14 protein-coding genes and 1 riboswitch are annotated in these 14,519 nt (G+C 70.5%); of the genes, 5 read left to right on the top strand and 9 right to left on the bottom strand.

The window, feature by feature from the left end:
• Window positions 1-431 (bottom strand): bifunctional diaminohydroxyphosphoribosylaminopyrimidine deaminase/5-amino-6-(5-phosphoribosylamino)uracil reductase RibD (gene ribD / locus ACOJSN_RS02020; protein WP_420110838.1); only part of this gene is annotated, 431 nt, incomplete at its 3' end.
• 86 nt (window positions 432-517) lie between these two features.
• Window positions 518-647: riboswitch (FMN riboswitch) on the bottom strand.
• Between the two features lie 229 nt (window positions 648-876).
• On the opposite strand from ribD, the gene ACOJSN_RS02015 reads away from it, so the two are divergent.
• Complete coding sequence (locus ACOJSN_RS02015) at window positions 877-1,482, top strand: TOPRIM nucleotidyl transferase/hydrolase domain-containing protein (protein ID WP_420110837.1); 606 nt, start codon at window positions 877-879, stop codon at window positions 1,480-1,482.
• 4 nt (window positions 1,483-1,486) lie between these two features.
• The gene (locus ACOJSN_RS02010; protein WP_420110836.1) at window positions 1,487-1,753 is read left to right on the top strand and encodes a hypothetical protein; all 267 of its coding nucleotides are present in this window, start codon (window positions 1,487-1,489) and stop codon (window positions 1,751-1,753) included.
• Between the two features lie 15 nt (window positions 1,754-1,768).
• On the opposite strand, the gene ACOJSN_RS02005 is transcribed toward ACOJSN_RS02010, so the two are convergent.
• A complete protein-coding gene (locus tag ACOJSN_RS02005; protein WP_420110835.1) occupies window positions 1,769-2,653 on the bottom strand; it encodes an aldo/keto reductase in 885 nt (294 codons plus the stop codon).
• 90 nt (window positions 2,654-2,743) lie between these two features.
• On the opposite strand from ACOJSN_RS02005, the gene ACOJSN_RS02000 reads away from it, so the two are divergent.
• From ACOJSN_RS02000 to ACOJSN_RS01990, 3 genes are read left to right on the top strand one after another with little or no spacing between them, the layout of a single operon-like run.
• Window positions 2,744-3,205, top strand: coding sequence for an acyl-CoA thioesterase (locus tag ACOJSN_RS02000; protein WP_420110834.1), 462 nt, complete (start codon window positions 2,744-2,746; stop codon window positions 3,203-3,205).
• Window positions 3,202-3,945, top strand: a complete 744-nt coding sequence (locus ACOJSN_RS01995) for an SDR family oxidoreductase (RefSeq protein WP_420110833.1) — start codon at window positions 3,202-3,204, stop codon at window positions 3,943-3,945. The genes ACOJSN_RS02000 and ACOJSN_RS01995 overlap by 4 nt, the downstream gene beginning before the upstream one ends.
• A 4-nt stretch (window positions 3,946-3,949) precedes the next feature.
• On the top strand, window positions 3,950-6,298 hold the full coding sequence (locus ACOJSN_RS01990; protein ID WP_420110832.1) for an N-acetylmuramic acid 6-phosphate etherase: 2,349 nt from the start codon (window positions 3,950-3,952) through the stop codon (window positions 6,296-6,298).
• A 69-nt stretch (window positions 6,299-6,367) separates the two neighbouring features.
• On the opposite strand, the gene ACOJSN_RS01985 is transcribed toward ACOJSN_RS01990, so the two are convergent.
• The 7 genes from ACOJSN_RS01985 to ACOJSN_RS01955 form a co-directional block, all read right to left on the bottom strand.
• Entirely contained in the window at window positions 6,368-8,422 is a 2,055-nt protein-coding gene (locus ACOJSN_RS01985) for an AAA family ATPase (protein WP_420110831.1), read from the bottom strand.
• Entirely contained in the window at window positions 8,400-9,077 is a 678-nt protein-coding gene (locus tag ACOJSN_RS01980; protein ID WP_420110830.1) for a TetR/AcrR family transcriptional regulator, read from the bottom strand. The genes ACOJSN_RS01985 and ACOJSN_RS01980 overlap by 23 nt, the downstream gene beginning before the upstream one ends.
• Before the next feature lie 68 nt (window positions 9,078-9,145).
• On the bottom strand, window positions 9,146-10,753 hold the full coding sequence (locus ACOJSN_RS01975) for a glucoamylase family protein (protein ID WP_420110829.1): 1,608 nt from the start codon (window positions 10,751-10,753) through the stop codon (window positions 9,146-9,148).
• 23 nt (window positions 10,754-10,776) lie between these two features.
• Window positions 10,777-11,619, bottom strand: a complete 843-nt coding sequence (locus ACOJSN_RS01970) for a carbohydrate ABC transporter permease (RefSeq protein WP_420110828.1) — start codon at window positions 11,617-11,619, stop codon at window positions 10,777-10,779.
• 1 nt (window position 11,620) lies between these two features.
• A complete protein-coding gene (locus tag ACOJSN_RS01965; protein WP_420110827.1) occupies window positions 11,621-12,559 on the bottom strand; it encodes a carbohydrate ABC transporter permease in 939 nt (312 codons plus the stop codon).
• A 7-nt stretch (window positions 12,560-12,566) separates the two neighbouring features.
• Window positions 12,567-13,856, bottom strand: a complete 1,290-nt coding sequence (locus ACOJSN_RS01960) for an extracellular solute-binding protein (protein WP_420110826.1) — start codon at window positions 13,854-13,856, stop codon at window positions 12,567-12,569.
• The coding region (locus tag ACOJSN_RS01955; protein WP_420110825.1) for a LacI family DNA-binding transcriptional regulator at window positions 13,853-14,519 on the bottom strand (667 nt) is incomplete at its 5' end. The genes ACOJSN_RS01960 and ACOJSN_RS01955, both read right to left, overlap by 4 nt.

The following is a 14,519-nucleotide window of genomic DNA, read 5'->3' as shown; positions in this document are numbered from 1 at the left end:
GCGAAGGTCCACGCAGGGTTGAGGCCGAGGGCGTCCTCGGCCATCAGGCCGGATTCGACCTCGATCCCGGCCGCCGCCAGCCGCTCCAGACCACCAGCGGCAGCCGGATTGGGGTCACGCTGGGCGACGACCACGCGCATGACTCCGGCCTGCACCAGCGACCGGGTGCAGGGTCCGGTGCGGCCCGTGTGGTCGCACGGCTCGAGCGTGACCACCGCAGTCGCGCCACGGGCACGATCACCGGCCTCGGCGATCGCCACGACCTCGGCGTGCTCGGTACCTGCACCGCGGTGGTAGCCGCTGCCGACGCTCTCGCCGCCAGGCCCCAGCAGCACGCACCCGACGCGGGGGTTCGGGTGCAGCGGGACGCCCGGGGAGCCCGCAAGCTCGAGTGCGTGCCGCATCGCGGCCCGTTCGTGGTGGTGCGCCACCGTGATTCCTTCCCGTCGCCTGCTGCGGCTCCGGGGTAGCGGTGGCGGGGTATCCGCGCGTGGGTGCGCGGATACCGATCGCTCATCTGCGTGCACTTCCCATCCGGACTTTGACCGTCGGTCCAGGAGTTCCACCTGGTCAACCGGTCGCTGGCTGCGATCGGGTCGCGGACTTTCACCGCCGGCTCGGAGTTTCACCGACCCCAGAGCACGCAAGCTCTTGTGCACGCATGGTGGCACAGCTCGGCGGGGTCCCGGGACGGTGGCTGCGCGTTGTCCGCCGGCTGAGCAGCGGTCCGCGTTGAGGACGTGACACCAACAGCACGCAGGCCCCGCTTCTGGCCCCGGGGCGTTGAACACGTGACACCAGCGGCACAGGGCTCCCGCTATCGGCGACGACAGCGCCAGCAGGGCCGCCGGCGTCGGTGACCACTAGCGTGGAGGGGTGAGCCAGGACCCCACCGCGCCGAAGCCGGTGCCGGGCGCTGTGGCGGCGATCCTCGTCGAAGGGCGCAGCGATGAGGCTGCGGTGCGCGCTGCGGCACGCCTGCTGGACCTGGACCTCGAGGCAGCCGGGGTTCTCGTGGCTCCGATCGGCGGCGCGATGGCGTTCCGGCGCGCGCTGGCGGAGTACGGACCAGGCGGCGCGCACGGTGACGGCCTCCGCCTGGCGGGTCTGGTCGACGTGGGCGAGGTGCGCCACACCTGCCGCGCCCTCTTCGACGGCCTGGACGACGAGCCCTACGACGGTGCGCTCGCGCACGCGGGGTTCTTCGTGTGCAAGCGCGACCTCGAGGACGAGCTCATCCGCGCGCTCGGGGCCGGCCGCGTGCAGGCGGTCCTCGACGACCGCGGCGACCTCGACAGGTTCCGCACGTTCCAGCACCAGCCCGCTCACCGTGACGAGCCGGTGACCGATCAGCTGCGCCGCTTCTTGGGCACGACGGCGGGACGCAAGATCGCGTACGGGGCTCACCTCGTCGAGGCACTCGCCCCAGGTGAGATACCGACCCCGCTGCGCTCCGCCGTCGAGCACGCGATCCAGAGGTGACCTGATGGTCGATGGCGACCCCGAGTACGAGATCGAGTTCCGGTGGAAGGAGGAGATCTACTACTGGGAGGGCAGCCGAGGGCTGCATCTCGACGGCGGTTGGGGAGTCAGGCCGTTCGTCACCTATGTTCCTCCCGCCGAGAGTTGGGACGATGTCGCGCCCGACTGGGCCAAGGGGCGCCGTGACGAGATCGTGCGCAGGCTGATCGAGCACCCGCACCATCGAGTCGTCGACGGCGACTACCGAGGGAACCTCGGTGTGACGCGCTGACCGCTCGGACGCGCGCTACGACGCGTCGAGGCGCGCGAGCTCCTCGGCAGTGAGCTTCAGATCGGCGGCTGCGGCGGAGTCGGTGATCGACGTCGGGCGCTTGGCGCCCGGGATCGGGATCACCACGGGCGACTGCGCGAGCTCCCACGCGAGGGCGATCTGCTGCGGGCTGACGCCACGCGCGGCCGCGACCTCGGCGAACGCCGGGTGCTTGTCGGCGAGCTCCTTGGCGTTGCCGAGACCGCCGAGCGGGCTCCACGGCAGGAACGCGAGGCCGAGCTCGTCGCACACGTCGATCTCGGGCTTGCTGGACAGGAACGCAGGGGAGAACTGGTTCTGCACGCTCACGAGTGCATCGCCGAGTACCGCGTGCGCGGCGCGAATCTGCTCCGGGTTCACGTTCGAGAGCCCGATCGCGCGGACCTTGCCGCTCTCGGCGATCTCGCGCATGATCTCGATCGTCTCGTTGTAGTCGCGGGCGTCGTCGGGGCGGTGGTGCTGCCAGAGCCAGATCTGGTCGACGCCCAGGCGCTGCAGGCTGGCGTCCACGGCCGAGCGCAGGTGCTCGGGGGAGCTGTTCCGCGACCAGCCGCCGCCGTCGGTACGCACGCAGCCACCCTTGGTGGCCAGCTTGACCTGGCCCCGGACCCCGAGCTCGTCGAGCAGCGAGGCGATCAGCTTCTCGTTCTCGCCCTGGCAGTCGGCACCGAGCAGCTCGCCGGGGCCGTAGGCGTCTGCGGTGTCGAAGAGCGTGACACCCGCGTCGAGTGCGGCGCGCACCGTGTCCGCGAGCTGCTCGCGCGGCTGCGGCCCGGTCTGGTCGAAGGTCATCAGGCCGAGCCCGATCGCGCCGACCTCGTCCGTGCCGACGGCTGCGTTTCCGATCGTTCGTGTGAGCATACGTTTGACCTTACGGCGTGCCGTGCCCGGGCACGAGACCGTCACCATGACGTGAGATCGTCAGCGTAGGCATCGAAACGAGGAGAGCGCGTGAGCAGGATCAGCATCCCGATCCAGATCCGCTGGTCGGACATCGACGGGTATGGGCACGTCAACAACGCCGCGATGCTCACGCTCCTGGAGGAAGCTCGAATCGCCACCTTCTGGAACGCCGACCTGCCCGACGGCTCGGCGCGCCCCACCCAGACCCTCTCGGGCGGCCCCACCGCCGAGCACTTCACGCTCGTGGCACGGCAGGAGGTCGAGTACCTCGCACCGCTGCCGTTCAGCCAGCGGCCGGCGCGCGTGGACCTCTGGATCGCCAAGATCGGCGGCGCCAGCCTCGAGGTCAACTACGAGGTGTTCTCACCCGACGACGTCCGCTGCGCGATCGCCTCGACCTCGATCGTCATGGTGGATGCCGGATCCGGTCGCCCGAGGCGCCTCAGCTCCGAGGAACGAGCCACCCTCGAGCCGCTGCTCGAGGAACCGCTGGAGTTTCGACGCCGATGAGCATCCTCGTCACGGGAGGCACGGGCACTCTGGGTCGGCCCACCGTCGCCGCGCTGCGCGCGCAGGGTCATGACGTCACCGTGCTGAGCCGCCGCCCGGGAGAAGGGCACGCGGTCGGCGATCTCAGCACCGGCGCCGGTGTGGCGGACGCACTCGACGGCGTCACGACCGTGGTGCATTGCGCCACCACTGCCCGCCGCGACATCGGGCAGACCGAGCTGTTGATCGAGGCGGCCGAGCGCGCCGCCGTCCAGCACCTGGTGTTCGTCTCGATCGTGGGCGTGGACGCGATCCCGTACTTCTACTACCGCGACAAGGTCGCAAGCGAGCAGGCACTGATCGCCTCCGAGCTGCCGATCACCATCCTGCGGGCCACGCAGTTCCACGACTTCGTGGCCGGCTTCCTGCGCCCGCAGCGCCGGCTGCCGCTCCTGCTGGTGCCCGAGCTCCCAGTGCAGCCGATCGCGGTCGAGGACGTCGCCGCGCGCCTCGCTGAGATCGTGGCGGGACCGCCGCTCGGCCGCGCCGACGACATCGGCGGTCCGGAGATCCTCACCGTGATGGACGTCGCACGCCAGTGGCAGCGCGCGCACGGGACCAGCCGCCGCATGCTGCCGATGCCGATCCCCGGCAGGACCGCGGCCGCATTCCGCGCCGGCCACCACATGACCGGTTTGCCCGGCTACGGCCGTCAGAGGTTCGCGGAGTACGCCGCGGAGCATGCGGGCGCGGCAGACTAGCGCCGTGACCGACGACGCCTCCCACCGCGACCTCCGTGCCGCCGCCCACAGCGTGATCCTCGCTGCCTTCGACGGCACCGCGATGCCGGACTGGATCCGTGACGCCGACGGCCTCGGCGGCGTGTGCCTGTTCGCCCAGAACACGCCTGATCCCGCAGCTGCAGCGCAGCTGGTCGCGGAGCTCCGCACCGCCCACCCGGGCCTCGTGGTCACCATCGACGAGGAGGGCGGCGACGTCACCCGGCTCGAGGCCGCCACCGGATCCAGCCTCCCCGGTGCCTCGGCCCTCGGGGTGCTCGACGACGGCGCAGCCTCCCGGGCGGTCGGGCACGCCCTGGGGGGTCTGCTGGCTGCGTGTGACATCGACGTGGCGCTCTCGCCGGTGGTCGACGTCGCGTCCAACTCCGAGAACGTCATGCTCGCCGCGCGTGCGATCGCGGCGGACCCGCAGGTCGTGGCTCGGCAGGCGTCCACCTTCATCGAGGGGCTCCATACCGCGGGCGTCGCGGCCTGCGCGAAGCACGCTCCCGGCCACGGCGACACCGCCGTGGACTCCCACCTCGGCGTGCCGGTGCTCGAGGTGGACCGCGACACCCTGCAGGATCGCGAGCTCGTCCCGTTCCGGGCGGCGATCGCGGCCGGTGTGGACGCGATCATGCTCGCCCACCTCGTGGTGCCGGCACTCTCGGAGAACCTCACGTCGCTCGATCCCATCGTGCCCGCGTTGCTGCGCGAGGCCGGGTTCGAGGGCGCCCTCGTCACCGACGCCCTCGACATGGGTGCCGTGCTCGAGCGCACCGGGGGCGATCTCGGCGAGGCTGCAGTGCTGGCGCTGCTGGCTGGTGCGGATCTGCTCTGCCTGGGATCGCCCGCGCACATCGACGAGGCGACCTTCACCCACGTCGTCGCCAGCATCGAGGCGGCCGTGGGCAACGGTCGGCTGCCGCGCGCCCGCATCGACGACGCAGGCGCCCGCGCCGCTGCCCTGCGCCGCAGGCCCAGCGAGGCGGCGTCGATCGAAGCAGCGCTCGCGGAGCTTGCACGCGTCGGGGCCGATGTCACCCGCCGAGCTGCGACCCACCGCGGCGACGTCACGCTGCGCCCCGGTGACGGGCTGCTCGACCTCCGCTTCCGCGCCGCGTACGCCGCGAGCAGCACCCACGGCATCGCTCCCGCGCTCCTGACCGAGACCCTCGGACTCGTGCCGGGCGAGCCCGAGGGGCATCGCGTGGCCGTCCTGACCAAGGACACGACCCCCGAGGTGGCCGATCTCCTCGCGAGGCGAGACGACGCCGTCGTGATCCATGTCGGGTTCCCCGACGCAGCCCCGGACGCGACCAACCTCGTGGTCGTCCACAGTGGCGGCCGCGCGAGTGTCGCCGAGGCGGCGCGACGTTGCCTGCCCGACGGCGGTGGGCCGGCTTGGCAGTCGCTCGTCGCCTTGCGTGCACCCACGGAGGAACGCAACCCGCGCACCACCGAGCTCGACACGCTGGACTCGGCGGGCCTGGTCGGGGCGGTGCTCGCCGAGGACGCCACGGTGGCGGGATCGGTGGCCGCGCAGGCGGACTCGTTGGCTCGCCTGGTGGACCTCGGCGTGGCGGCACTCGGGGCCGGTGGGCGCGTCCACTACGTCGGCGCCGGCACCTCCGGGCGGCTCGGCGCGCTCGACGCGGCCGAGCTGCTGCCCACTTACGGGATCGGGCCCGAGGGGTTCGTGGCCCACCTCGCGGGCGGGCCGCCGGCGATGCTGCGCGCGGTCGAGGGCGCCGAGGACGATGCCGAGGCCGGTGCGAGCGCCGTGGCAGGCATCGGCGAGCACGATCTCGTGATCGGTGTGGCCGCCAGCGGTCGCACCCCGTACGTGGGTGGAGCGATCGCGGCCGCACGCGGCGCCGGGGCGGCCACCGGGCTGATCTCCACGAACCCGCACGCCACGCTCGCCCCGGAGGTCGACGTGGCGGTGCTCATCGACTCCGGTCCCGAGGCAGTGACCGGGTCCACCCGCATGAAGGCCGGCACCGCCACGAAGATGGCGATCAACGCGTTCTCCACGGCCGTGATGGTGCGCGTGGGCAAGACCTACGGCAACCTCATGATCGACGTCGCTCCCACCAACGACAAGTTGCGCGCACGGTGTGTGCGGATGCTCATGCAGGGCACCGGAGCGACCGCCGAGGACGCCTCCGCCGCGCTCGCCGAGGCCGGCGACGTGCGCACGGCGCTGGTGATGCTCGGAGCCGACGTCGGTGTGCAGGCGGCACGCGACGCTCTCGCCGCGAACCCGCCCGACCCCACCCGCCCCGGCGACCCGGGCGGCGTCCGCTCAGCGATCGCGGAGGCGCGCGACTGAGCTCTCCCAGCTCGGTTCGAGGTATTCCGAGACCCTGGCGTGGTGCCGGATCACCTCGACCCGAGGGGTTTAGAGGTAGAGGCCTGGGGCTCTGTCCGGTTCCTGCGGCGTCAGCGCGGGGATGTCCTCCGGGAGCAGCGTGCGGATAGCGTCGTGCGTGGGGTTCTCGAGCGCGATGATCCGCTGCGCCTGCAGCATCGTGGCCTCCTCGAACACGTTCCGCACGAAGCGGCCGTTGCCGAAGTTCTGCGGTCGCGGGCGGGGGAGGATGCGGTGGACCGCGGCAGCGACGCCGTCACCCAGGTGGTAGCCCGCCTGGCTGGTGACGAGCTGGAAGATCGCCCACAGCTCGTCGTCGCCATAGTCAGCGAACTCGAGCGTCTTCGGGAACCGGGAGGCCAGACCCGGGTTGGACTCCAGGAACCGGCCCATCTCGGCGGGGTAGCCCGCCACGATCACGATCACCTCGTCGCGCCGGTCCTCCATCAGCTTGAGCAGCGTGGCCACCGCTTCCTGCCCGAAGTCCCGCAGGCTGTCCCGGGGCACCAGGGCGTACGCCTCGTCGATGAACAGCACGCCGCCGGAGGCACGCTCGAACGCCTTGCGCACCTTCGGCGCCGTCTGACCGATGAACTCGCCGACCAGCTCGGCTCGGCTGACCTCGACCAGGTGGCCGTTCTCGAGCGTGCCGAGCTGGGCGTACAGGCGCGCCAGGATGCGCGCCACGGTGGTCTTCGCCGTGCCCGGGTTCCCGGTGAACACCAGGTGCCGGGACCGGCCCGGGTTCGGCATGCCGGCCTGGAGCCGCATCACGTCGGCACGCGCCTCGGCTGCGAGCCGGCGCACCTGCTCCTTGACCGGGCCGAGCCCGATCAGCTCGTTGAGGTCGGCCTGCGGGTCACCGATCTCGACGTCGGGCTGCTCGTCGATGATCTCCTCGTCCTCGCCACCGTCGGACGTCAGCGCGACGGCGAGGGGTCGGCCGGGCGTGCTCGTCGCCTCGCCGTCGGTGGTCTCGGCAGGGATGGACCGGGCCGCGATCGTGGCGGCGTAGGGGTTGCGCGTCACGCGGACCGTGTACATCTCCTCGATGTCCTCCACGAACGTCATGAGGTTGACGCCCTTGACGAACCGCGGCGAGCCGGGGAGCCCGGCGATCCCGCACGAGAGCTCGTTGACGAGCGCGATCCAGGTCCGGCTCAGGTGGATCTCGCCCGCAAGCAGGCCACGGGCGGCCCATTCGCGGACGCGTGACTCGGCCTCCGTGACGTCGAAGCCGCGCTGCAACTGCTGCATCGCCGCCATCGTCGTCTCGCTGAGCTCGTGGCCGAGCACACTGGTGAGCAGTGCCGGCACGTCGTCGTGCTTGGCCGCCAGCAGGAATGTCGCGAGCAGCTCGGGCAGCGGGAAGGGGCGGCTGACCACACTCTCCATCGCGCGGTGCGCGGCGTGCAGGCCCTCGAGGGACCACGCGACGGCGTCGATCCAGCCACCCAGCTCGGGCATCGCCGCGTACACCTCGGCGTCGAGACTGTTGCGCCAGTACCCGGCGATCGCACTGTGGTAGTCGCCGTCGCGGTGCAGTCGGAGCAGCGCGGGGTCGTCCCGGATCCCTTCGTAGACCGAGAGCAAGGCGTCGCGTCGGGTGGCGAGCGGCGGGACGTCGTCGAACAGGTGCACCGTGCGGATCGCGGCCTCGAGTGCCTGCTCGCGCCGATCAGGATCCGGGCCGGCCCAGGTGAGCAGCCAGATCGGCCAGTCCACGCGCTCCCCGAGGTACCGGTAGGTACTGTTCGGGTTGAGTTGTTTCCCTGGCTTGAGATAGTCGTCGACCACCTCCCACGGGAACCTCGAGTGGGTGCCGGTGAACGCCGGGGACCAGCCCGCGAGCCCGTGCGCCATGAGGTACGTGAAGTGCACCGACACGCGCGTGCTGTCGACGTAGCTGTCCCAGTTCTCGCGGACCGGTGTGAGCTCGCTGTCGGCGATCTCCCGCACACCGCTGCGGATCGCGTCCCACCAGCCATCCGGCACCGCCCACGGCACTCCGGGTCCGAGCACGTCCAGGAACGGCGTCCCGGATTGCAGCAACGTGAGGTCGTCAGGAAGGGTCAGTCGCACCACGCGGCTCAGTATCCCCTGCAGCCGCCCCCTCGGACGCGGCACCGAGCAGGGACAGGAAGTGCTCGAACAGGTCCGGCAGGTCGACGCGCTCAGGGTCGAGCAGCCACTGCAGCTGCAGCCCGTCCATCACGGCCGAGGTGATGGCGCCGATCTTGTCGGGGTCGATGTCGGCGCGCAGCACGCCCTGCTCGACCAGCTCGCTGAAACCGGCTCGGTCCTGGTCACGCAGACCTCGGTACCGCTGACGGTAGAGGTCGTGCGCCGGGTGGCCCGGCTCGGTGGCCTCCGCCGACACGACGACGTGGAGACCGACCAGACCGGGTGTGGTGGAGTTGCGGCGCACCAGATAGCGCATGCCATCGAGGAGATCGGTGCCCTTGGCTTCCTCCTCGTCACGACGCTGGGCGTCGATCCGGTCGCGCTCGGCGAGCACAGCGACGAGCAGTCCCGCCTTGCTGCCGAAGTGGTGCAGCAGCCCCGCCTCGGAGATACCGACCTGTCGCGCGATCTCGCGCAGAGATCCGCCACGGAACCCCTGCTTGCCGAACACCGTCACGGCGGTGGCGAGGATCCGATCGCGGCTGAGCTCGCCGCGCACCAGACGCCGGTCGCGTCGCGGGGTGACGCTCGGCTGATCGTCGAGGGGGTCGACCATCGCTGTCTCCATCGGTCTCGGACGAGTGGACCTTCGATAACCTAACCCGTGCTCAGCCTCGTTGCTCGTCAGCCGGTGCCTGCACCGAAGACCTCACGGCGCAGCAGCGGCCGTAGCCGTGACTCCACCTGACGGGTGCCGAACGCACGCCGCAGCACGTCACGCTCCAGGACGTTGCCGACTGCGCCCATGATCATCGACTGGTCCAGCGACAGATGCCGTTCGGCGCGCGCACCGGAGACCGCGACGGCGTCATGGAAGCCGCCAGGGCCGTAGGCGCCCAGCTCATCCTCGATGCCGGCGAGGTTGACGAAGGTCTCCTGCGGCTCGTACGCCATCGCGAGGAAGGACGCGTGGGGCGTCACGACGCCGTCGCCGAATTCAGGATCGGGGTTCGTTCCCTCCCGGCAGTCGCCGAAGCCGACGTCGACGTTGGTGGACTCGCGGTCCGAGCAGTATCCCTCGGGCGACATGCCGAGCTGGTCGACGCCGTACTCGCGGTAGCCGCCGAACGGGTCGCTACTGGGGCTGAAACCCCAGTAGCCGTAACCGGCCTGCTCGAGACCGTGCTCGCGCTGAGCCCGCACGTGCAGAGGGTGGTTCTTGGCCCAGCTACGCGGCCCCCACCTCGCCTCGGGGACGAAGACATCGGGCATCAGCTCCTCGAACATCGATCCACCCCAGCCCGGGACGACCCGCATGCCCCGGTACTCGTAGGCGCCCTCGTAGACCTCGATCCCCAGATAGGTCTGCGTCTCGCCGACCGGCCGGGACTCATGCCAGCTCCAGTCGCAGGTCGCGGGGAAGGCCCGCCATGCGGCGTAGTAGTGCTGCTCGGGCACCTGGCCCGTGAGGATGCCGAGATAGGAGGTCATGCGCGTCTCGGACACGAGGGTGTCGTAGTGGTGCGTGGTCAGCCAGACCGGTTCGCCGCCCACATGCGTACCCCGGTACACCTCGTCCGGCCGGTCATGGTCGAACGGGAAGAACCCGCCGTGCATCAGGCCACCCGGGCGGACGCTCGGATGAGCAGGATCGGTGCCAGGGTTGTAGAACGCGCTCCAGCGCATCGAGCGGAACGCCTCACGGGCGAGCCGGCGAACCGACGGCACTGCCTCGCTGACCACCAGCAGCGCTGTTCCGAGCCACGCGTTGTCCACGCTCGAGCAGAACGGGTGGATGACGTCCCCGCTGTCCGGCCAGGCGCGCAGCGCCTCGCCCGTGGCCTCGTCGTACCAGTTGTAGAACATGCCGCTGCGGTCGTGTCGCTCCACGTCCAGCAGGGTCGAGATGGTCCGCCGACACAGATTCCTCGTGTCACGGCTCGAGGCCAGTCCGAGCTCACGTGCGGCGACGGCGGACCAGAGCAGACCGCCGATGTTCGTGGGAGAGGTGTAACCGCTTCGGCCCTCTGCGGCCAGGTCAGCGGGGATGTTGTCCGCGGGCAGCCCGGTGTCCTCGTCGGTCATCGCGAGCAGGCTGGTCCAGGTGTCCGCTGCCCATCGCCGCACGCGCTTCTCGCGGAACGGGCGGCCCGACCCGTGGGCGGCGATGGCGGCGCCCGGCGCGTTCGGGGTCGCCGCTGCCGGACTCGTGGCGGTCGCTGTTGCCGCCGCCGCGGCGGCAGCTGTGCCGAGCAGGGCGCGGCAGCTGATCGGGGTGGGGGACGTCGTCATCGAGCTCTCCTGTCGTCGGTGCCTCACTTGATGCCGGTGGTGGCGATCCCTTCGATGAAACGGCGCTGGAAGATCATGAAGATCACCAGCACGGGCAGCACCACGAGAGTTGCCCCGGCCAGCAGGAACCCGTAGTCGGTGACGTTCTGGCCGGTGGAGTACAGGGCCAACGCGACCGGCAGTGTGTACATCGACTCACGCTGCGCCACCACCAGCGGCCACAGGAAGTTGTTCCAGCTGCCGAGGAACGTGAGGATCCCCAACGTGGCCAGGGCGGGGCCGAGCAGCGGCAGGATCACCTGGGCGAAGATCCGGATCTCGCCGGCGCCGTCGACCCGCGCGGCCTGCACCAGGTCCTTGGGCAGACGCAGCACGAACTGCCGCATGAGGAACACACCGAACGGCGACACCAGGAACGGGACGATCAGGCCGAGCAGGCTGTCGGCCAGGCCCGCGTTGACGACCAGCACGAACAGCGGCACGAACGTCACGAGCCCGGGGATCATCAGCGTGCCCATGATCACGGCGAACAGCACGTTCTTGCCCCGGAACTCCAGCATCCCCAGCACGTAGCCGACCATCGAGCAGAACAGCAGGTTGCCGGCGGTCACCACCACGGCCACGATCGTGGAGTTGACGAAGTACGTCCCGAAGTTCAGGCTGCTGAACAGCTGGGTGTAGTTCTCCCACGTCAGCTGCTCCGGCAGCCAGGTCGGAGGTACCGAGCGCAGCTCCGCGTTCGACTTGACGCTGCCGAGCACCATCCAGACGAACGGGGTGATCACCAGCACGAGCGCCGCGCTCACGATGAGGTACAGCCACCACCGGCGGCGGAACGTCGGCTCGGCGCCGAATCCGTGCGCCATCTCAGTCACGCTCCCGGAGCAGTCGGAACTGCAGTACGGTCACGGCCGCGATGACCACGAAGATCAGGTAGCTGATCGCCGCTGCGTAGCCGTAGTTGCCGAAGCTGAACTGCTCGTAGGTGAACAGCGAGGCCGACAGCGTGCTGTCGAGGGGACCGCCGCGGTCGGTCATCACGAACGGTTCCTCGAAGAACTGCAGGTAGCCGATCATCGTGGTCACAGAGATGAACAGGATGGTGGGCCGGAGCTGCGGCAGCGTGATCGACCAGAACCGCTGCCAGGCGTTGGCGCCGTCGAGGGCTGCGGCCTCCTGCAGCGACGCCGGCACACCCTGCAGCCCTGCCAGGAAGATGATCATGGCGGTACCGAAGTTCCGCCAGACCGCCATCGCGATCAGCGAGTGCATCGCCCAGGTGGTCGATCCCAGCCAGTTCGGGCCTGCGATGCCCACCCAGGACAGCACCTCGTTGACGAGGCCGTACTGCGGGTGCAGCAAGAACCGCCACACCACGGCGACGGCCACGATCGACGTGATCACCGGCGCGTAGAAGCCGAGCCGGAAGAAGCCCCGGAGTCTGCCGATCCCCTTGTCGAGCGCGACCGCGGCGGCGAGCGCCACGATCAGCGTGAGCGGCAGCCCGACGAGCACGAAGTAGAACGTGTTGGCTGCAGCCTTGCGGAACCGTTCGTCCCCGAGCGCCTGCACGAAGTTCTCCAGCGCCACGAAGTCGACGGCGAACGGGGTCCGCAGGTCTCGACGAGTGGCGTCGGTGAACGCGAGGAACACCGACTGGATCACCGGCCACGCCATGAACACGACGAACAGCAGCAGGAAGGGGAGCGAGAGCAGCCAGGCCGCCCGCGCCTGCCTGCCCTGGCCCGCCGAGCGGCGGCGGGCCGGGGGTGTGGCACGCCGCCGCGGTGCCGAGGTGGCTGTCATGCTTCGCTCAGTCCAGTCCGGTGCCGAGCTCGTCGGCGGTCTGCTGCACCGTCGCGAGCGAGGCTGCCGGGTCGGCATCGGTCTTGGCGACCTTCTCCATCTCCCCGTCGAACGTCGCGGCGACCTGGGTCCAGCTCGAGTAGCTGGCCGGGGCGAGCGCGGTCTCCAGCTGGACGCCGAACGCCGCCAGCTTGGGGTCGTCGCTCAGCGCCGGGTCGTCCCAGGCGCTCTGGACAGCCGGCAGGGCGGACGTCTGGCCGTACCACTCGACCTGCGTGGCGGGGTCGCTCAGATACTGCACCCACGTCCACGCGAGATCGCGGTTCTCGGTCGTGGTGAAGACGCCGAGGTTGGAGCCGCCGACGAATGAGCGGGACGTCGAGCCATCGGGCGAGGGGATCGGGGCGACGTCGTAGGTGTCGGCAAAGCCGTCGCCTCCCATGTCCTCGACGAGCGACATCATCCACGGACCCGAGATGAACATCGGGATCCGGCCGGATGTGAAGTCGGCTTCGGTCTGACCTTCCGGAGGGTTGGGGTCGCTGATGCCGTCGGCGAAGAAGCTCTGGAAGTACTCGACGGCCTGGAGCACCTCGGGCGAGTCGAACTGGTAGCCCTCGGCGTCGTCGGTCACCGCACCGGCACTCCACGCGAGCGGCAGCACCGACTGCCAGGACCCCTCACCGCCGGGCTGCAGGTTGAGGCCCCAGTCGACCTCGGGCTGCTCCTGCATCGCGACAGCCATCGCCTGGAATCCCTCCCAGTCGGTCGGTGCCTCGGGATAACCGGCCGCCTCCGCGATGTCGGTGCGGTAGTAGACCATCCGGGTCTCGACGTACCAGGGCACGGCGTAGGCCACGTCGTCGACCAAGGTGGTGCCGACGGCACCCTCGAAGAATCCGCTGGTGTCGAAGGACTCCGGAAGCGGCTCGAGCGCGCCCTGGGCGGCGAAGTCGCCGCTCCAGGTGCTGCCGATCATCGCGACGTCCGGCGTGGTGCCAGCCGTGATCGCGTTGGCGAACTTGTCGTAGGCCGCGTCCCACGGGATCGCGGTGACGTTGACGGTCGTGCCGGGGTGCTCGGCCATGAACGCCTCGGCGAGCACCGGCAGCTTCTCGCCCTCGGCGCCCATGGCCCACATCTCGATCTCACCCTGCAGATCGGTGCTGGAGAACTCCTCGGCGTCGGTCGCGCCGCCTCCGCTGCCAGCTGGGGAATCGCTGCGACCGCAGGCCGTCAGCGTCAGGGCGGTGACGAGCCCGAGGGCCACCACCAGCCGTGTTCGTTGCGTGCTCATGGCTTCTCCTGTTCGTTGGAGGCATCGCTCGCGCATCCGCACGAGCGTCGGTAGATGACAGAGGTCGTCAAGCGCTCGGGCGCGGGCGTCGCAGCGACCTGTTCGGTCCGGGCGGCCGCGATCAGCTCGCGCAGCCGCCGGGCAGCCGTGGCTCCGAGCTCGGGGACCGGCTGCCGCACGGTCGTGAGCGAGGGGCGGACGAAGCGGGCAGCCATGACGTCGTCCCAGCCGACCACGGCGACATCCTCGGGTACGCGGCAGCCACGCGCTGCCAGTGTGACCATGGCTCCGAGCGCCAGCTCATCGTTCGCGCACACGAGGCCGTCGGCGTCGAGCTCGCCCGCAAGCATCCGCTCGGCCACGCTGACCCCGTCGGCCTCGCTGGGACCGACGCGGACCGGCTCGGGAGCCTGCGGGCCCAACGCGTCGCAGAAGCCGCGGTAGCGGGCCTCGATGTCCTCGCCGAGTGCGGGATCGCCGACGAACGCGAGCCGCGTGCGGCCGTGGTCGATCAGATGGTGCGTCAGCTCGCGCGCGCTCTCGACGCTCCGGGTGCCGATGACCTCCAGCCCCTGTGCGGCGCCGCCCGTCAGGCCCAGCACGGGGACCTGGTCCCGTATCGCCGCAAGGGCGTGGCGAGGTAGCGCGGACGCTCCCATCACC

The sequence above is a fragment of the Pseudactinotalea sp. genome (genome assembly GCF_048594945.1).
GTDB lineage: Bacteria > Actinomycetota > Actinomycetes > Actinomycetales > Beutenbergiaceae > Pseudactinotalea.
The sequence above is the reverse complement of the archived record's forward strand: the minus strand, read 5'-3'. Positions and strand labels throughout refer to the sequence as shown.